Consider the following 18,892-nt stretch of genomic DNA (forward strand, 5'->3'; position numbering starts at 1 on the left):
CTCGTGATGTAGTTTATTTCGAGGTCGTGCGTCGGCCGTGCAGCCACGCGCATAACCATGATATTCGGTGAAAGATCGAGGCCGGGTGTTCACGTTCCGGACGACTGCATTGGCCTCATGTGAGCGGCGGTCTCGACGACTGCGCGGGGCTCGGAAATGCGGTGTTTCGGGCGACCGCACGGGGCTCGGAAATGCGGTGTTTCGGGCGACCGCACGGGGCTCGGAAATGCGGTGTTTCGGGCGACCGCACGGGGCTCGGAAATGCGGTGTTTCGGGCGACCGCACGGGGCTCGGAAATGCGGTGTTTCGGGCGACCGCACGGGGCTCGGAAATGCGGTGTTTCGGGCGACCGCACGGACATCGAAAAAGTCACGTTCGGACGACGGCATGGAGCCGAAAAAGTGGCGTCCCGGGCAACGGCTCGGGAATCGGAAAAGCGGTCTTTCTAGACTTTCTATTGTACTAGTTCACGGGAAGCGGCGCAAGGGGCCAGGGGATGAAGGACAGTAAGGCTCCAGAGGACAGGGGACGAAGGCCAGTAAGGGGCGCGCCGATGAGTTACCGTTCTAACGTACTTAAGTCAAGGTGTGGCTGGGCGGACAGTAACACCGAGGATGAGGGCGATAAGAGTGAGATACGATGGATATCCCGATGAGAAGCATTCAAACGCAGCAGACAGAAGCGAACCTCGCAGGCTCCACGATCGAGTTCGCGAAGAAACATCCAGGAGCAGCTGAAAGAAACATCACTCTCAGCATGGCCAGACTGCCTGACGGCTGGACTGTCGTACCCGTATCTAATTTGGATCGAATTTCAGAATAGTGGATATACTTTTTGCCTAAAATGTTTGAATACGAATGCAAACTATCCAATTACTGGCATATTTAAAAATAATGGATATTAAAGTCTTTATTTCGTAAGAGAGTTCTGCTCTCTGGTATCCATCTTTAAAAAAAAGATGGATTATTGGATATGCACCCACAGAAATTCTTCTCTGAATGTAAAAATCTATATCCATTATTTCAGAAGGCAAGGTTTATTGGATAGTACGCTTATAAACGCCTGCCGGATTTTGAAGAAAACTATCCAATACATGTCATATTTTGAAATCGTGGATATTCACGCTCCTCTCAGGAAAATGATAAAAAATGTTAAAAATAACCACAATTTCAAAAAGCGCCACTTATTGGATAGTAACATCGATTTCCGTTAATTTCGGACGCTGCGCCAAAGAAATATCCGGCAGTGCCTACGTCGAGTGTCACTAGTGCGCGCGAAACAGATCGCTGATCGGAGATTGCGGACAGCGCCTTCGTCGAGCGCCGCTAGTGCGCGCGAGACAGATCGCTGATCGGAGATTGCAGACAGTGCCTTCGTCGAGCGCCGCTAATGCACGCGGGCCAGATAGTGCTCGAGGAGGCGGCGGTTTACGCCGTCACTTCGACGGAGGTCGCGGGTGTCGTCGAGGAGGCGACGGCAGGCATTGTAGGCGGGTTCGCCGCAGATGTCGACGCCGAGGATATGGATGTCGGGGCCCATGGCGAAGCGGTCGAGCTCGTGCCGGAATTCTGCTTCGGTCATGATGCCCTGGTCCCAGTTGGTGCGCAGCACTTTTCGCGAGAGGACGTCCTTATCGATGGAGATGTAGACCGGGAGGTGGAGCGCGTCGAGAAGGTGTGGAAGCTCGCGCGCGACGCGACCATCCAGGATGTCATCCTCTGTGAAGCAGCAGACGCGGACAGGTGCGAATGCGCATGGACGCTGACCGTCGGCTTCCCGGCGCACGGTTGCAGTTGAGCGAGGGGGCTGATCGTTGGCTTCCCGGCGCACGAATGTCCAGCTGTGGGATGCATAATCCGCCGCTGATACGTAGAATGGCCGAGCTGCCGCCGATACGCGGGGAGGGTGATTTGCGGCTGAAGCGAGAGGCGGCTGACCCGCGGCTGAAGCGTGGGTCGCCTGATCTGCGGTCTTCCGCCGTTCAGTTGCTGTTTCGGACATGTTTTCATCGCTGAAGCTGTCTTCATCCGCGAGACTCTGCAGCTCACGTTCGATGATGTCGGCCTGGGCACATTCAGGGCCAATGATGAGGACGGCGCGGCAGTGGCTGTTTCGGAGGAGAACGTCGCGGATCCAGGAGCCGCAGCTCATGAGGCCAGGGAAGACGGGTTTTCGGAGATCGACGTGATGGTCATAAACGACGAGTGCGAAGTCTTCGCTGATTTTTTCGCACCAGAAGCGCGTGAGGTAATGGAAGTTGCCGTTGTCAAGGAAATGGATGCCGCGTGCCGGGAAGTCCGCGATGCGACGACGGATTTCATCCGCGGCGGCATCGTCGCAGAAGCCAGTGGTACCGGACAGCGTGGTGAAATCGAGGATGCTCGGAGTGAACGGCGAAGACGGCGTGCGCGCGACCGTGGCCGACATGCACCGCGGTGATATAGTTTGCGCGCACGCGGGGCTGCCAGAGACGATGAACGACGCGCAAGATGCTGCTCGTACAGGTGCGGAGTCGCCGGAGCCTGCAGCCCGCGCGGTTGCAGGGCCGCTGGATGTTGCGAGCGACATGGGGCGGTCGAACGGCGCGCCAGATGCAGCCCGTGCGTTTGCAAGGCCGCTGGATGCTGCGAGCGATACGGGCGCGGGGCCACTGAGGGGCGTGAACGATGCTTCACAGCTGCGGGATGTGCTGCTCTTCTGCTCTGAAATATAGAACGTTTCGTCTTCGTAGATGTGCGTGAAGTTCATGATGACGACGGGATCCTGCATGTGCCTGCCTCCTTTTCGCGTTTATGCGGACGGGTGCCTGTGTCGAGGGCACCTGCATTGGCCACTGAAACGGTGGCTTTTAAAACTGTATTTTACTCGGTCGGGGATGTGGGTGCAAGTGTGCTGCGGGTCAAAAAAAGAGCGTTGCGATGGGACGCAAAGCTCTTAAGATGCATAGGATCTTTTCAGTAGCCCGGATGTGGGAAATGGCACACGGACGGTCGACGCTGCATGCTGCTTCGAAGGTGCCTCATAGGATGTACTCGCTGACAACCTTCATGCCTTCGAAGATGCCTCACAGGATATACTCGCTGACGACCTTGATGGCGAGGAGAACGAGTACGACGAGGATCGACGGGCGAACGATTTTCATACCGTTTTTCATCATGAGGCCGGCGCCGATGTAGTTACCGATCATATTGCAGATGGCGCACGGGATGCCGATCAGGAAGACGGTCTGGCCGTGCAGGATGAAGATCACGAGGGAGGTGATGTTCGTCGTCAGATTGATGACCTTCGTCTGGCCGTTGGCGGTTTTGATGCCAAGCTTCGCGAAGACGGTGAAGGCGATGATGAGGAAGGTGCCGGTGCCTGGGCCGTAGAAGCCATCATAGAAGCCGATGATGAGCGCGGCGAGGATGGCGGTCACGTACACTTTCGGGGTGTCCGTCTGCGCTTCTTCGACATTGTCGTGAAAGATGTGGCGGTTCAGGACGATGAAGGCGGTCACGGGCAGGACGACGAGGAGGATCGTGACGAGGACCTGCTCCGGGATGAGGAGGCTGATCCGGGCACCGATCGAGGAGCCGATGACGGCGGCGACGATGGACGGAATGGCGAGCTTCCAGTTGACGAGGCCTTCGCGGATGAAACGAACGGTCGCGACGGTGGTGCCACAGCAGCTGGAAAGCTTGTTGGTGCCGATGGCGTAATGCGCCGGGAGGCCGGCGAGCAGATAGGCCGGAAGGGAAATCAGACCGCCACCTCCGCCGATGGCGTCGACAAGACCGGCGAGAAATATAAGCGGACAACAGATAAGATAGGTCAGAAATGTGATGTGCATAGTGATGGTACCTCAGTGTGTGGTGGGTATGGCCGGGCGCGGCAAGCGCAGCAGTGCGGCAGGCGTGGTGCGGGCGGCGGGCTCAGCGGCCGCAGTGCGGGGCGGGCAGCGGCGCGGGGCGGCGACGCGGGTGCGGTGCGGGCGGCGCGGCGGGCGCAGCAAGCGGAGCCATACAGGTTCCGGTCGTCTGCATTGGCGCAGCTGAGCATGCCTGAATAATGATGTTCATGTTATACTTTTCTCTTCGCAAGCGCAAGTCCTGAAATGAATATGATCTCTATATCTGAAATGAATATGATTTCTATATGCGGTGGTTGGAGAGCGAGCGGCCATCTAGCCAATATTGGATGCGACGGCCAACTATCCAATATATGACGATTTTTCAAAAGATAGTTATGATTTTCAGGTTGACAAAGGATTTATCCTGGGAAATTATCCACTTCGGTGCTTTTTCGAAATTACTGGATATAGTAGCTGCTAATTCAGAAAGCCTGCTCTTCTTTGAATAACCACTATTATAAAATGTCACGATTATTAGATACTTATTCCTTGAAATCAAATCAATCATCACCCAAAACACTATCGGTTATTTTTCTAAAAGCACTTTTCTAGATAGTACGCTTATATGCGTATGTTCTTTTTTTCGAAAAAATATCCAAAATATAGGCTTTTCAAAAATAGTGGATGATTTATTAAACTGCCAGGTGGTAGATGGATCCGAGACAACAAGTTCGGACGATTTCGAAGCAGTGACATAATCGTAGGTAATACCGCAGGCAGCTGTTAAAAGCAAATATAGTCCGTTTGTCGACCTTGTCAAAAGCAAGGACTTATATTACGATACAGATATACAAAACGACGGATTTTTTTAAGAACGCATGCAGTTATTCTATACAAGCTATAGGCACAGCATATACTTTACACTGATTTCTGCTCTTTACTTTCTGCCTTCTGAATTTTGATTTCAGAATTCTAATTTCGTCGTTGCTTCTTTTCAGAATTCTGATTTCATCGTTGTTTGATTTCAGAATTCTGATTTCGTTGTTGCCGTCTTGATTATTATATTCCGAGCGAAAGGAACTACTCGAAATGCCCGATGTACATCGATCTGAAGCTTCTGTGAAGTCCGCCATATCAACCACCTCCACCTCTTCCCTACAGAAATCATCTGGAGAAACTAAAAACATGGCAGCCGCATGTCCGGCGGTCGATGATGTACAGTCTTCTCTGCCGCCTCCGAAAAAGCCACAGCACATGACATGGGCAATGTCTCTGGCCTCAGCCTATGCGCGTATTTTTTCTGCGTTGGAAAGCGGCAGGGATGTGCTGGCGATGCCACCGGTCGGTTCGCTTCGTCTGGACTGCTACCGGCAGCTTGTGAAGCAGCTTATAGGCATCACGCTGATCATTTCTTCATATAAAGAGCGTATGGAAAAAGAAATCGACATCCTCGAAAAGGATGGCATCCCTGCGGCGATGCTGCATTCCGGACTGTCGGATTATGCCATGGCTGCACAGCTCGAGCGCATCCGACGCCGTCATTTCCAGGTGCTCTTTGCCTCACCGGGCCTTCTGGAGGATCCGAAAATGCGCTCGTTTCTCGTCTTCAAAACGACGATATCTCTGATCGTCATCGACGAAGCACAGATATGTTCGATCCACGCACCACATTTCCAGCCGCTCTATCACTCGATTCCACTTCTGCTGAAGGATCTCGAACGCCATGCAGCAGTCAGACAAGCGTCGGGAGAGCCGACCATGCCTTACCGAGGTGCCGCTTCCGGTACTTCCATCGAAGGATCGCCCGAAACAGACTCTTTCAGTGCTGTTCATATCGAAGCATCTGAACGGCGGAAATTCACAGCATCCTCCCGTCCGCCGGTCCTTGCGCTGACACTGCCGACAACGCGTCAGATGGAGCAGGATATCGGACACTTTTTCTCACTTCAGCATCCACTTCTCGTCCGTCACGCGTTTGAATGTCCGAATCTCTTTCTATCCGTGCATCGCCCGCAGCGCAAGGCACCATTTCTTCTCGATTTTCTGCGCCGCCACGAAGATGAGGCAGGCATCATCTACTGCACCGAGCATCGGCTGACGGAGCACATCGCGCAGCTGCTCAATCGCAGCGGTTTCCCGGCATTGTCCTACCACGCAGGTCTGACCCGCGAGGAACGCATGGCGAATGCCCGTGCATTCTGCGCCGGCGCAGCGTCGTCCGACCAACAGACCTCAGGAAGTCGGCATCCGAACGCACGAATGACAGATGCCCACGCTTTCTGCGCCGGCACAGCGACGGCGGCCCGACAGACCTCAGGAAGTCGGCATCCGAACGCACGAATGACAAATGCCCGTGCATTCTGCGCCGGCGCTCCTTCGTCCGACCGGCGTATACAGCGGCCGTCCACACACGATGCCGAGGCCCATGCCGGTGCCCGGATCCTCGTCGTGACGCCGGATCCTTTTCTCGAGCTCGACCGGTCGGATGTGCGTTTCGTGCTGCACTACACGATGCCGGAAAGTCTCGAGCGCTACTATCAGGAGCTCGTCCACGCGGGGCGTGACGGACTTCCGGCCGAATGCATTCTCCTCGCGAACGAGCGCGACTTCGAGCTCCAGCGCACGAAGCTCGAGAAGGTGACGCTCGGCTACCCGGCGTATCCGGAAGCCGTCGCGCAGGTGAAGCGACAGTTGGAGGCGATGCGTCGCTACGCGATGACGCACCAGTGCCTGCGATCCTTTCTCCGGGATTATTTCGGGGGTGAAGATCCCGTCGATTATGAAGTCATCACGCTGCCGTCGCGGAATCGCGTGCTGACGAGCGCAGAGCTGCCGGTCGACGAAAGTCTGCGGACGATCCGACAGTCCGGACACTACCCGAAAAACCGCGTCCAGAAGGTGTCGATGCAGCTCAAGCGTGCGGAGAAGCAGCATATCTTCATCCGCTACGCAGATCAGGCATACATGAAGAACCAGGCTTACAAATATGAACATCTCCGCACGGATCCATGGGAGCTGTGCGAGCCCGGCATCCGCGTGCAGCGCTTCCGGGCATTTTCCATCCCACGTGACAGCTGCTGCGTGAACTGTGATCCGGAACACTTTCTCGAAGAAGACCGCTATGGCATCAGCGACACCATGGGCCTGCAGGAACGGATGCGCGAACATCGGCACCAGCTCGAAACGGATATGGATGTCGGGCGGAAGATCCGTCTGTGGAAGGCAGGCGAAAAACCGTACCACTTTGATTATGATGCGCACACGAAGTGCACAGGAAGGATTATGGCGATGCGAAAAGTCGAATATCAGAAAACAGCAGCTACGATGGCCGCGGTGCTCGGTCAATCATCCAAATCGTCGATCGAAACACCTGCGCACGCATCGACTGCGCCGGGGGCATCATCAAGCGTGCCAGAATCCCCAGCGGACGACCGTCTCCCGGCTACCACGCCATGCGAGGGCAATGCCTCTGTCCGGACCAGTGATGGCAAGGCCGGCAGGGGCGGATATGCGCGTGGCAGCGATGACGAGGCCGGCAGTGTCGGATATGCCCGGACTGACGATGCCGAGGCCGGCAGGGGCGGATATGCCCGGACCAGCGATGGCGAAGCGGAAGCACAGCAGCTTCGGCTGCTTGAAAACGCCCGTCTCGAGATTTCGCCCGAGATGCGGACACACCTGCTCGGAAATCTGAAGGCGCTTCGGAAGCGGCTCGCGATGGAACGGAGTGTGCAGGCGTATCTGATTTTCACCGACAAATCACTGGTGGAGATGTGTCGTATGCTCCCGCTCACCCGCGAGGAATTCGCACGCATCTATGGCGTCGGTCAGCGGAAGCTGGAACTCCACTACGAAGCCTTCACCGATGAGATCCGGAAAGCCCTCGATCCTGCGTATGTCGCAGATTTCTATGAAAACGTGTCGGAAGAGATGCAGGTGGATATGCAGGATGGTACCGGAGCCTGTGTGACCGGAGAGCGTACCGGCATGAATGACTCAGCGGACCCGGTACGCGTCGCAGAGTTCTATGCAAATGCGTCGGAAGAGGTTCAGTGTACAGCCGGAGAGCGTACCGGCATGAATGACTCGGTGGACGCTGCACGCGTAAAGCGGGCGCCAGGTACATATGCGCCGTCTTCAAATCCTGTCATACCGACGAGTGTTATAAAGCCGATTCCACAGGAAAGGTCAGAATCACAGAGAAATCCGAAATATCGTTTCATCCCGGATGATGTCCTGCTGGCCTTCCTCGAGGAGAAGTACCTGCAGCAGCGGACGCGAAAGCAGGTGAAGAAAAAGCAGGACTTCTTCCTGACCGTGGCAGAAGCCGCCTCCTTCCGCTGCGCAGATGGCCTGCGCTCGCCGGAAATCGCCGCGCTTCTGAACGCGCTCGTCGCGGAAGCGGAGGAAATCTCTTCTACGAACAGTCCCATCGCGTCAATCGATGTCGGCGTTTCGGACAATGGATCAACATCAGCCGCAGTAGCGACGGAGAACCCGGGCGAAACGCAGACATCGAATGCAGTGGCGATGGAGAACCCGGGCGAAATACAGATATCAGATGCAGTGGCGGCGAAGAACCCGGGCGAATTAACGAATCAGCCGAAGCTGCGCGTTCGGGAACGAAAGAAGCTGTCTGGTGCGACCATCAATCGAAAGCTGGCGGAGCTTGGCTATCTGAAATTAAGCGAATACAGATTCAACGGCAGGCCGCATCAGACCTTCCTCCCAACCACCAAAGGAGAGGCTGCCGGCATTGTCCTAGGCACCCGTAAGAGCCAGGGTGGCGTGGACTACCCGACCGCTTACTTCAGCGCAGCCGCCGCAAGCTGGGTCGCGACGCTGTTCGTCCGGGACGAGACGAAGTGAAGCCGGAAACATTGGCAGACCATGCAGAGGTCCGAGAAATGGCGGGAGCTGGGGCTCGGGATGACAAGTGCAGGCGCTGCAGATGCCGAAGATGACAAACAAAGACGATGCAGATGTCGGAGATGACAAACACAGGCGTTGCAGATGCCGAAGATGACAAACACAGGCACTGCCGGGGCTCGAGATGACAAGTGTATGCGAGCATGGCCCGGTGGGAAAGCATGGGCGGACGCTGCCTGTCATCAGAGAAGTACAGACATGAAACACAAGCGTCATGTTTTTTTAGGAAAACCACTTGACGATATAGGGAGGATTATGGATTTATCTGAAAAAATGAAATATGAAATCGAGCGGCTGCAGCGTACTCGCACGCAGTATGAAGGCTGGCTGGAAACCGCGCCGGAGGGAACGATTCACTTCCAGGCGAATCCACAGGGCTGGAGCTGGCTCTATCGCGCACCAGACTCTGAGAAAGCACGTTATCTTTCAAGAACAGAGGTGGAGCTCGCAGAAAAGCTAGCGCTGAAGCGTCTCTATCGTGCCCGGCTCAAGGATATCGATCAGCAGATCGCCGCCTACTCAAACTGTTTGAAAGCGCTGGAAAAAGCTCATCGAGTAGAGCATTTGCTGGAACGTTCAGAAGCACTGCGCGTATTGACGGCCCACTACCTCTACTATTTGCCACAGGATCTTGCGGAGTGGGTCAATGCTGACTACGAAAAAAATCCGGCAAATCCGGAAAATCTGAAAGTGCCTACAATAGCTGGTGAATATGTTCGTTCGAAATCCGAGCGCGCAATTTACAACCTGCTGCGCAATGCGAATCTTCCATTCCGTTATGAATGCAAGTTGGAGCTGGAGCATGCCCGAAGGCCGAACTATCCGGATTTTACGATTCTGAATCCAAATAATGGGAAGACCTACTACTATGAACATTTCGGCATGATGGATGATCCGAATTACCAGCAGGACTTCTTAAGCAAGATGCGAACCTTTCTGAATAACGGAATCTATCCTGGCGTGAACCTGATCATGTCGTTTGAAACAAAGGATACGCCGATCGATGAGGTTTATGTGAATCATCTGCTCGAATACTACTTCGGAAATGTGATGGAAAAAAGATAAATATTTGTCTGTTGTGGATTTCAAACGCTGTCAAAATGTGGTCGCAGATGTAATTTGAGTCCAAAGCATTCAGTTGATCAGTGATCCACATCCAGTCAGTCAACGATATCTACATTCTTTCATATTCGAAAATACTGGATAAAATTGGCAGATCCATGAACACCTTTGCCGGATTCAAAACTATCCACTATTTTAAAATCAGATCCTTTTTGGATAGTTTTGCTCGAAATCGCACATACGCTTAAAAGCGTACTATCTATAATAGATTCCTTTTGAAAAAGGTGGATAGTTGATTTGGCTATTAATGCTCCATTTGGCTAAGGGCATATCCAATATGTAATCTTTTCGAAATTTATAGATAGTCCAGTATGAAGCTTGCTTCGGAATAAAAGGATTGAGTATCCATCATTTAAAAAATCGTCCAATATTAGATAGTTTTCTCTCGTAGGCTCATAAAAAACGCCAAATAGATATCCAGTATTTTTAAAATCCGCTGATACTAGATACTGCGTCGCGGGACGGCTTCCGCTATGGATACGGATTGTCAATACGGAGGAAGCTGAGCACGCTACAATGTCTGCTTTCTAATCGTGGACGGTACTAATGTCAGAAAAACTGAAACCGCGTCGCGGGACCAGTTTCGAGGTCCTGCGGCGCGGTTTCTCTCATGTTTCAAATATATTCGTATGACATCGGCGAAAGCATCCGTATCCATAATCTTCACGCGCGGATGTCCGAGCTCATGCTCCCTGGAGCCGAGCTCGATTTCTGCCGGCGTTCTTCACGCCTTCACGCGCGGATTTCCTTCCGCATGAAGCTGATGTAAGCGAGGGCGAAGCCGATGACAACTTCCATGATCATGGCGACGAGGTGCGGCCAGATCTGAAGGAGCGACTGTCCGAGGCTCAGGTACGAAGCGAGGGCACCGTTCTGGTACTCGACGAGTGACATGATGTCGAGGGAGCGGACGTTCGGGTTCATGAGGACGGAGGCGGCTTCACTGAAGAGGTAGTACGGCGAGATACGGTTGATGCCGGTCTGCAGGCGGTACGCGCTGATCACATCCTGCGCAGAGGCATGGGTACCGGCGAACATCGCGTTTGCGAGGCCGCTCGCCACGAGCGAAAGGAACATGGTGAGGAAGAGCCAGAGCGCGATGGAGGAAAGCGCCGAGGTCGCGGCATGGCGTGAAAGTGTCGAGAAGAGGACAGAAATCGCGAGCCATACCGAGATGTACACGCCGCTCAGCAGCAGAAAGATCACGAGGCGCACCCACTCTTCGGCCACCGGCTTTGTGCCGCTCAGCAGCAGCCCGAGTCCGGACAGAACGCCACCGAGTGAAAAGACCGTCAGGAAGACGACCGTCGCACCCGCGAGGAACTTCGCGTTGATGATGGTATCGCGGTAGATCGGCTGTGCAGCGAGGCGGTTCAGCGTGCCCTGCGCCTGCTCGTTGTTGATGGCGTCGAAGCCCAGCATGATGCCAAAGATCGGACCGAGGAAGCCGAGGAAGCTCTGGAAGCTGTAGATCGAGCTTCCGGCGGTCGTAAACAGCTTCAGAAACTGGAATTCACTGACGCCCTGTCCCTGGGACTGTGCGGCCAATGCTGTCTGCCGGAGCGATCCGATGGCGCCGTAGAGGCTCGCCACCGAGACGATCATGAGGAGCGCAAAAAGTGCCCAGAAGCGACGGCTGCAGAGATGATCCGCGAGCTCCTTCCGGTAGAGCACCGCCATGCCGCGGCGGTTGGTCCGTACATTCGACGCATGACTTTCCGGTGTCTCGCCCGGCAGGAGATCATCCTCCTCCATGAACCAGTCGACGATTTTTTTCAGCAGGTTCCCGGCAGATTTCTTACCTGCATCTGGCGTTGTAGCCTTTGAAGCCTCCATCCCATCATTTTGTGCGTCAAATGGAGATGATTCTGCTGCAGTCGCAGAAGCTTCCGCTACAGATCCTGTCATCATATTTATGCCAGCCGCATTTATCGAAACACTGCCATGCATCGGTGCCGCTCCAACTCTACTGCACTGCGAAAAATCAGCGGCTGCGCCTGAGAAGCTTCTCTCTGAGTGATCGCTTTTCTGTCTTGTTTTCTGTGTGATTTGTGCGATTGTCATAGTTCTCGTCACCTCCTGCTTTTTCGAAATATTTGCGATAGATTTCATCGAGGTCACCGCCACGCTCGTGGAGCTCGCTGAGAAGATATCCGGCGTCCGTCAGCTTCCGGAAGAGCTCCGCGCGGATGTCGCGGCCGGACTCGACGTGGAGGGTTCCATCCTCCTTCACGCCGACGAGACGCACGCCCGCGATGCCGCGCACCAGAGCCTTCAGCTCTTCGGTCTCGCCAGACGCGCTCTCTTCCGCTGCGCCGCTCTTCACGGCAGATGTCGAGGTCCCATCCGCAGAGGCCAATGTCTCTGCCGTGGTCTTCATCGTGTCCCGTTCTGCATATGCATCCGACACTGTTCTATGCGCTGCAGCACGCTGCCCATTCGCAGTCTTCTCTGCGCGGAAGTCTACCATATAAAGGCCTTCGTTCTGCAGCTGTTGTCCGAGCTCGTCGATGCGTCCGCAGGCGATCATCCTTCCTTTTACGAAGATGCCGACGCGGTCGGATATTTCCTGGATCTGGTAGAGCTCGTGGGAGGAGATCAGGATGGTACGACCATCCTTGACGCTCAGCTCACGAATCAGCGCGGTGAGCTCACGCATGCCGGACGGGTCGATGCCGAGGGTCGGCTCATCCATGATGATGATTTCCGGATCCTTCATGAGAACATCGGCGATACCGAGACGCTGTCGCATACCACGTGAATAGGTGCCGGTTTTTCGATCAGCGGCGTAGGTCATGCCGACCCGCTCGAGGAGGCCGCTGGCCCGCTCTTCCGCTTCTTTTCGTGTGAGGCCGTTCATCATGCCGGAGAAAATCAGGTTCTCACGACCGCTCATATCCGGATAAAAGCCGACATTATCCGGCAGGTAGCCGACGATTTTTTTGACCGCCAGCGCATCGCGCGTACAGTCGAGGCCGCTGATTTCAGCGGTGCCGGACGTCGGATCCGTAAGGCCGAGCAGCATCAGGGTCGTGGTGGTCTTACCGGCGCCATTCGGACCGAGCAGACCGAAGACCTCGCCCTTATGAATCTCAAGGTTCAGGTGATCGACCGCGGTCACGTCGCCGTACTGCTTCACCAGCTCGCTGGTCCGGATGATGATCTCATGCAGTCCCTCATTCCGCTCGGAACGCCAGTCGGCAGGGTCCCCGACCGCCTCATCGCTGTCGACAGATGCCTGGTCTGTACACTTCTCGCTGCATGCGCCACCCGCTACATGCGGATGAAAAAATCGGGCGCTGCATTCAGGCTTCGTCGCCCCAGCGCTGCCGGCGACTTCCGCAGCGCACTCGGCGTAGTGGTCGTCTGCATTGGCCGTGACCCGCGTGGCGACTGTTCTATTCTGAAGCTCGGTCATGATCAGTGCCTCCCGTACTTATGGAATACCTCGCCGAGGCCGCAGATGACGGCTGCGATGATGAGGATGCCGACGACGCCCCAGAGGGTCGAGGTCTTAACGGTGACACGGAAGGACTGGTCGAGCGAGGTGTCTTCATTCTGTGCGCTGACGGTCATCGCGTAGTCACCGGACATGGCGTCCTTCGACGGGGTGACGTACATGACGACGTCCTTCTTCTCGCCGGCCGCGAGGGTGTCGATCGTGCTCTCAGAGAACTCGATGGTCCAGCCGGACGGTGCCGTGGTCGTGAGGTTCACGTTGTTTAGGTCGATGTTGCCGCTGTTGGTGACGGTGATCGGAACCGACTGCTTCTTGTTGACATTCGCGTCGAAGCTGAGGGTGACGTCCGTGGTCGTGAGGTCGATCTTATAGGTGCCGGTGATGGTGACCTTCAGGGTCTGGCTCAGGCTCTGGGCTGAGCTCGTCGCGGTGATCGGGATCTCGTAATCGCCGGCAGCGACCTTATCCGGCGGCGTTACAGTGACGGTCACACTCTGAGAGCCGTGGGCATCGACGTCGACGCTGGACGCGGCATTGCTCGCACCACTCGGCTTGAAGCTGACGGTCCAGCCGGTCGGTGCATCGGCGGCGAGGCTGTAGGTCTGGGCACCTGATGAATTATTCTGTACGGTGGAGTTAAAGGTGAAGGTCGTGCCGCTCGCGCCCTGCTGCTCCGGGTAGGTGGTCGTGAGCTGGTTCGTGCCCGTGGTCTCGTCGGAGACATTGATCGTCAGCTGGAGATCACTGCTGGCCTCGCCCGCGCTCGCCGCATGCAGGAGCACGTTGTAGCTGCCCTTCTGTGCGTCGTCCGGGACGGTCACACTATAGGTGACGAGGCCGTCGTTCGAATCCGCGACTGCACCAGACTTCACGAATACGTTCGAAACCTCCTTGTTGTTGCCCTCGAAGTAGCCCTTCCAGCTGTCGTCGAGGCCGCTCGCGCTGAGGCTCGTGTTGAGGCCCGCGCCGGTCTGGTTCGTGAAGTCGAGGCTAAAGTTCAGGGTGTCGCCCGGCTTCGCGGTGATGCCCGTGTAGTCTGTGGACATCTCGAGTCCGCCTGCGGCCAATGCCGGCGTCGCGAGGCAGGTGGCGCTGAGTAAGGTAAAAGCGCCCACGCAGGCTGATAAAGCAAGTGCATGAGCGCCGGAAATATGTTTCGAAGTAGTCATGATGTTTCCCCCAATAAATTTCAGATTTGTTGGAGGATTTTTCTTCTCCAACTAAAAGCTGGTTTTAGTCGGAAAATGTGTTTCAATTGTGTTCAGAATAAGTTGATTTTGTGAATTCAGGAGGGCGATGTCCAGTACCCCGGAGGGCAGGTGCCGGAAACACAATACTCCGAGTTCGGAAGACTCTAAAATCGCATCCCTAAGAAGCACTAAGCCCTCTGCAATCACTGAGTTTTCTTGATGAAAACTCAGCGTTGCAGAGGGTGCTGAGGAAAATTGCACTAAGTGCTTCTAAGGGATACGATTTTGATTCTTCACGAACTCTCCGTATGGCTTCCGGCACCTGTCCTCCGGGGTACTGACTAGCTTCAACAAATTTATCTGGCTTTCAGATGCAATATTCTCATCTGTGGAAGTCCTTCGGTTTCGTGGGTGGCGAGGATGAGGGGGCGGTGGGCTTTGGTTTCGAAGATGTAGTGGATGACCTGCTGGCGGGTCTGGTCGTCGAGGCCGGTGAAGGGTTCGTCCATGAGGAGGAGGTCGGAGGCGGGGAGGAGGGCGCGGACGAGAGCGACGCGGCGGCGCATGCCGCCGGAGAGTTCGCGGACCGGCTTCGTGAGGGCGTCTTCCGGGAGGAGCTTCGCGAGTTCTGTCGCCGCTCGTTCACGGGAAATCATCGGCGAAACGGCGGAGACATTGGCGATCGCATCGAGCGAATCCAGAAGACGGTCCTCCTGAAAGACCATGCCGATCCGGAGATGTGCGCCGGCGGTCGCGGCCTCGCCCATCGTGATGTCGATCGTGCCGCTGTCTGGTTTCTCGAGCCCGGCGAGGATGCGGAGCAGGGTTGTCTTTCCGACGCCGGACGGGCCGAGCAGCAGGAGGTCGCGGTTGTCGGCCTGGCTGTCGATGCGGAAGCTGAGGTCGTCGAGGACCCGCTGGCCGTCATAGGATTTGGTGAGATGATTGCATGTAAGCAGCATGATTTCTCCTTTGATTGTTGCAGGAAAGCCGGAGGGCCGGCACTAGAAGCACAGTACTCCGAGACCGGTTCAATCTAAGCCAGGGACCCTAAGCGGCACTAGGCCCTCCGGATTCCCTCCCTACTTGAACATTTTCTGTTATAAAGCTGTGCCTGAATCTGGCATCATTTTTGTGTCATTTCTGGTGAAACAGTGCGCGGAATCCGGCGAGGAAGAGGTGCTCGAAGAGGTACGAGGTTAGGATGATGGCGATCGTCCAGCTGAGGAGTTCGCCGGTTTCGAGGTAGATCTTCGCGTTGTAGAGGCCGTTGCCCATCGAGCCGAGGGGCTGGCCGATCACTTCGGCGGCGACGCCGCTCTTCCAGGCCATGCCGAGCGCGGTCTGGAAGGCGCTGTAGAGGTACGGGAAGAGCGCCGGGAGGTAGATGAAGCAGAGGCGGCGCGTGGTCGGCATGTGAAAGACCGTCGCCATCTCGAGGAGCTTCGGGTCCGTCGCCTTCAGACCGCTCAGGGTGTTTAAATACAGGAGCGGGAGGACGACGAGGGCGCTGATATAGAGGGAGAGCATGCGGTTGCCCGCCCAGATCAGCAGGATGATGACGAAGCTCGCCACCGGCACGGCCTTCAGCGCGAGGATGAAGGGCGCGAGGAGTTCCTCGAGGAAGGGGCGGCGGTAGCTTTCCCACGCGAGGAGGATGCCGAGCGCAGAGCCGATCAGGAAGCCCGCGATGATGCGGACGAAGCTGAAGGCGAGGGACTGCCAGAACATCGTGGTCTGGAGCATTGCCCCAAGCGAACGGAGCGTCTCGACGGGCCCCACCATCAAAATCGAGTTGTGAATAAGAAACGCCAGCGCCTGCCAGAGCAGAAGCCAGAAGGCGATGATTAGAAGTTTCCTTGATGTTTTCATAATATTCCCAGCGCCGACGAGGGCGCGTACATTTCGTTACTGTTCACTTGTGGTTCGGCAGGCAGTAGCCACGCCTTGACTTAATTACGTTTGAACAGTAACTACGTTCAGTAGACGTCAAGAAGCCGGCCAGGGCATACACGCCCTGCCGACTCCTCTATTCTATCATATATTTACAGCATCTGTGCAAGCAGACAGATCATGATGCCGACGGCGTTTGGGACGCGATCGCACTTACAGCATCTGCGCAAGCGGACAGATCTCGATGCCTTCCTTCGTGAGGGTCTCGCGGATCTTTGCGACGAAGGCGAGGGCCTTTGCGCCGTCACCATGTACGCAGATGGAGTCTGCCTTCAGCGGGATGTCCTTTCCGGTGATGGCGGTGACCTTCTGCTCCTTGATCATGCGTACGACGCGGGCGATGGCCTCGTCTTCGTCGGTGATCATCGCGCCTTCCTTCGAGCGGTTCACGAGGGTACCATCCTCCTCGTACGCGCGGTCGGCGAAGACCTCCGAAGCGGCACGGAGGCCGCAGTCCTCGGCGGCGCGGATCATCTCACTGCCGGAGAGGGCCATGAGGATCAGCTTCGGGTTGTACTCTGCGATGGCTTCGCAGATGCCGTGTGCGAGCTTGTAGTCCTTCGCGGCCATGTTGTAGAACGCGCCATGCGGCTTCACATGCTGCATCTCCAGACCGGCGGCCTTACAAAAGGCATCCAGTGCGCCGATCTGGTACAGTGTATAGGCCTTCGCTTCCGCCGGGCTGATCGTCATGTTGCGGCGACCGAAGCCCATGAGGTCCGGATAGCCCGGATGTGCGCCGACATGGATGCCGGCCTCCCGTGCCATCTCGATGGTCTTTTTCATCACGACCGGATCAGATGCATGAAATCCACATGCCACGTTGGCCGAGGTGATCAGCGGGATGATCTGATCATCCGAGCCCAGGGTATAGCGGCCGAAGCTCTCGCCGAGGTCGCTGTTTAAATCTACACGATACATCGTTTCTTCCTCCTGTTATCCATCATTCGCGTGAGGTGCCACCCCTCGCGCCATGCTGACCGAGGCTGCATGCTGCCCCGGTCCTGCCCTGTACAGATGTCCTGCACTTCGAAGTCTGCATCACGTAAGATGCATGATGTCCTCGATGAAGCCGGTATCCGCCTTTCCTTCGGCGAAAACCGGATGCTTGATGATCTGGTACTGGAAGTCGAGGTTCGTCTCGACACCGACCACGAGCATCTCGTTGAGGGCGGAGCGCATCTTCATGAGGGCGGCTTCTCTCGTCGGAGCATGGACGATCACCTTCGCGATCATCGAATCATACTCGGACGGGATCCGGTAGCCGGTATAGAGTCCGGTATCGACGCGGACGCCGTTGCCGGCCGGCAGATGCAGGTGCTTCACCACCCCCGGGCTCGGCATGAAGTTCTTTGCCGGGATTTCCGCGTTGATTCTGCACTCGATGGCATGTCCACGCGGCTTCACATCCTCCTCCGTGAAGCTCAGCGGTTCGCCCGCCGCGACACGGATCTGTTCGATGATGAGATCGGTGCCGGTCACCATCTCCGTCACGCCATGCTCGACCTGGATTCGCGTGTTCATCTCCATAAAGTAGAAGTGCCCCTGCGGGTCCACGATGAACTCGATGGTGCCTGCATTGGTATACTGTACAGTCTTCGCTGCGAGGATCGCACAGCGGTTCATCTCGGCACGGGTTTCGTCGTTGATGGCCGGGGATGGCGACTCCTCGATCAGCTTCTGGTGATTTCGCTGGACGGAGCAGTCACGGTCGCCGAGGGCGACGGCATGACCGAAGTCATCCGCCATGATCTGGATCTCGACATGGCGAGGCTTCTCGATATAGCGCTCGATGTACATGGTGTCATCCCCGAAGGCGTTTGCAGACTCGCGCTGCGCGAGGCCGAACTCAAACTCAAATTCATCCTCAGATGTCGCGACGCGCATGCCCTTGCCGCCGCCCCCGGAGGAGGCCTTGATGATCACCGGATACCCGATCTCACGGGCGAGCTTCTTTCCGGTCTCGGCATCGTAGACCGGCTCGCGGGTGCCCGGAACGACCGGCACACCGGCATCCATCATCGTCTTTCGGGCATGGGACTTGTTGCCCATGCGGTCGATGACGTCGGCGTCCGGACCGATAAAGGCGATGCCGTTTTCCTTACAGCGGCGTACGAACTCACTGTTCTCCGACAGGAAGCCATAGCCCGGGTGGATCGCATCGGCACCGGTGTTGATGGCTGCCGTGATGAGCTGGTCCATATTCAGGTAGTTGTTTTTCGCCGGACCCTCTCCGATGCAGATCCGCTGATCCGCGAGCTGCGTGTGCAGACTGTTCTGGTCCTCCTTCGAGTAGACCGCGACACTCTGGATGCCCATGTTCCGGCAGGCCCGGATGATGCGGACCGCGATCTCGCCTCGATTGGCAATTAGTATTTTTTCAAACATCGGCCGCGCCTCCTGTTC

Annotated in this window: 12 protein-coding genes; 3 read left to right on the plus strand and 9 right to left on the minus strand. The window is 56.1% G+C overall.

Annotated features, from left to right (window positions below; translation table 11 throughout):
* Positions 1–1,386 precede the first annotated feature (1,386 nt).
* A complete protein-coding gene (locus tag ACK8P7_RS02370; RefSeq protein ID WP_410042629.1) occupies positions 1,387–2,427 on the minus strand; it encodes a hypothetical protein in 1,041 nt (346 codons plus the stop codon).
* A gap of 46 nt (positions 2,428–2,473) precedes the next feature.
* On the opposite strand from ACK8P7_RS02370, the gene ACK8P7_RS02375 reads away from it, so the two are divergent.
* Entirely contained in the window at positions 2,474–2,713 is a 240-nt protein-coding gene (locus ACK8P7_RS02375) for a hypothetical protein (RefSeq protein ID WP_410042630.1), read from the plus strand.
* Positions 2,714–3,064: 351 nt separating this feature from the next.
* Here the strand turns inward: ACK8P7_RS02375 and ACK8P7_RS02380 are convergent, their stop codons facing one another.
* Positions 3,065–3,832, minus strand: coding sequence for a sulfite exporter TauE/SafE family protein (locus ACK8P7_RS02380; RefSeq protein WP_410042631.1), 768 nt, complete (start codon positions 3,830–3,832; stop codon positions 3,065–3,067).
* A gap of 1,185 nt (positions 3,833–5,017) precedes the next feature.
* Here ACK8P7_RS02380 and ACK8P7_RS02385 point away from each other — a divergent pair.
* On the plus strand, positions 5,018–8,701 hold the full coding sequence (locus tag ACK8P7_RS02385) for an HRDC domain-containing protein (RefSeq protein ID WP_410042632.1): 3,684 nt from the start codon (positions 5,018–5,020) through the stop codon (positions 8,699–8,701).
* A 315-nt stretch (positions 8,702–9,016) separates the two neighbouring features.
* Positions 9,017–9,826, plus strand: a complete 810-nt coding sequence (locus ACK8P7_RS02390) for a hypothetical protein (RefSeq protein ID WP_410042633.1) — start codon at positions 9,017–9,019, stop codon at positions 9,824–9,826.
* A 789-nt stretch (positions 9,827–10,615) separates the two neighbouring features.
* Here ACK8P7_RS02390 and ACK8P7_RS02395 read toward each other — a convergent pair.
* The 7 genes from ACK8P7_RS02395 to accC all read right to left on the minus strand — a co-directional run bounded on the left by ACK8P7_RS02395 (position 10,616) and on the right by accC (position 18,874).
* On the minus strand, positions 10,616–11,794 hold the full coding sequence (locus ACK8P7_RS02395) for an ABC transporter permease (protein ID WP_410042634.1): 1,179 nt from the start codon (positions 11,792–11,794) through the stop codon (positions 10,616–10,618).
* 73 nt (positions 11,795–11,867) lie between these two features.
* Entirely contained in the window at positions 11,868–13,055 is a 1,188-nt protein-coding gene (locus ACK8P7_RS02400) for an ABC transporter ATP-binding protein (protein ID WP_410042817.1), read from the minus strand.
* 248 nt (positions 13,056–13,303) lie between these two features.
* Positions 13,304–14,512: an NEW3 domain-containing protein gene (locus tag ACK8P7_RS02405; protein ID WP_410042635.1), complete on the minus strand. Its 1,209-nt coding sequence runs from the start codon at positions 14,510–14,512 to the stop codon at positions 13,304–13,306.
* A 377-nt stretch (positions 14,513–14,889) separates the two neighbouring features.
* Positions 14,890–15,495 carry an ATP-binding cassette domain-containing protein gene (locus tag ACK8P7_RS02410; RefSeq protein WP_410042636.1) on the minus strand — a complete coding sequence of 202 codons (606 nt, stop codon included), beginning with the start codon at positions 15,493–15,495 and terminating at the stop codon, positions 14,890–14,892.
* A 175-nt stretch (positions 15,496–15,670) separates the two neighbouring features.
* Positions 15,671–16,405, minus strand: coding sequence for an ABC transporter permease (locus ACK8P7_RS02415; RefSeq protein ID WP_410042637.1), 735 nt, complete (start codon positions 16,403–16,405; stop codon positions 15,671–15,673).
* A 234-nt stretch (positions 16,406–16,639) separates the two neighbouring features.
* Positions 16,640–17,407: a LamB/YcsF family protein gene (locus ACK8P7_RS02420; protein ID WP_410042638.1), complete on the minus strand. Its 768-nt coding sequence runs from the start codon at positions 17,405–17,407 to the stop codon at positions 16,640–16,642.
* Between the two features lie 120 nt (positions 17,408–17,527).
* Positions 17,528–18,874, minus strand: a complete 1,347-nt coding sequence (accC, locus tag ACK8P7_RS02425) for an acetyl-CoA carboxylase biotin carboxylase subunit (RefSeq protein WP_410042639.1) — start codon at positions 18,872–18,874, stop codon at positions 17,528–17,530.
* Positions 18,875–18,892: the final 18 nt, after the last annotated feature.

Origin of the sequence: Oribacterium sp. P9, assembly GCF_046365365.1 — a bacterium.
In the GTDB taxonomy this organism is placed as follows: Bacteria; Bacillota; Clostridia; order Lachnospirales; family Lachnospiraceae; genus Oribacterium.

Excerpts from the sequence above, each read along its gene's own strand:
- ACK8P7_RS02415 (WP_410042637.1), bottom strand. The coding sequence starts at position 16,405 with ATGAAAACATCAAGGAAACTTCTAATCATCGCCTTCTGGCTTCTGCTC.
- ACK8P7_RS02370 (WP_410042629.1), bottom strand. The coding sequence starts at position 2,427 with ATGTCGGCCACGGTCGCGCGCACGCCGTCTTCGCCGTTCACTCCGAGC.
- ACK8P7_RS02390 (WP_410042633.1), top strand. The coding sequence starts at position 9,017 with ATGGATTTATCTGAAAAAATGAAATATGAAATCGAGCGGCTGCAGCGT.
- ACK8P7_RS02405 (WP_410042635.1), bottom strand. The coding sequence starts at position 14,512 with ATGACTACTTCGAAACATATTTCCGGCGCTCATGCACTTGCTTTATCA.
- ACK8P7_RS02410 (WP_410042636.1), bottom strand. The coding sequence starts at position 15,495 with ATGCTGCTTACATGCAATCATCTCACCAAATCCTATGACGGCCAGCGG.
- ACK8P7_RS02380 (WP_410042631.1), bottom strand. The coding sequence starts at position 3,832 with ATGCACATCACATTTCTGACCTATCTTATCTGTTGTCCGCTTATATTT.
- accC (WP_410042639.1), bottom strand. The coding sequence starts at position 18,874 with ATGTTTGAAAAAATACTAATTGCCAATCGAGGCGAGATCGCGGTCCGC.
- ACK8P7_RS02375 (WP_410042630.1), top strand. The coding sequence starts at position 2,474 with ATGAACGACGCGCAAGATGCTGCTCGTACAGGTGCGGAGTCGCCGGAG.
- ACK8P7_RS02395 (WP_410042634.1), bottom strand. The coding sequence starts at position 11,794 with ATGATGACAGGATCTGTAGCGGAAGCTTCTGCGACTGCAGCAGAATCA.
- ACK8P7_RS02385 (WP_410042632.1), top strand. The coding sequence starts at position 5,018 with ATGGCAGCCGCATGTCCGGCGGTCGATGATGTACAGTCTTCTCTGCCG.
- ACK8P7_RS02420 (WP_410042638.1), bottom strand. The coding sequence starts at position 17,407 with ATGTATCGTGTAGATTTAAACAGCGACCTCGGCGAGAGCTTCGGCCGC.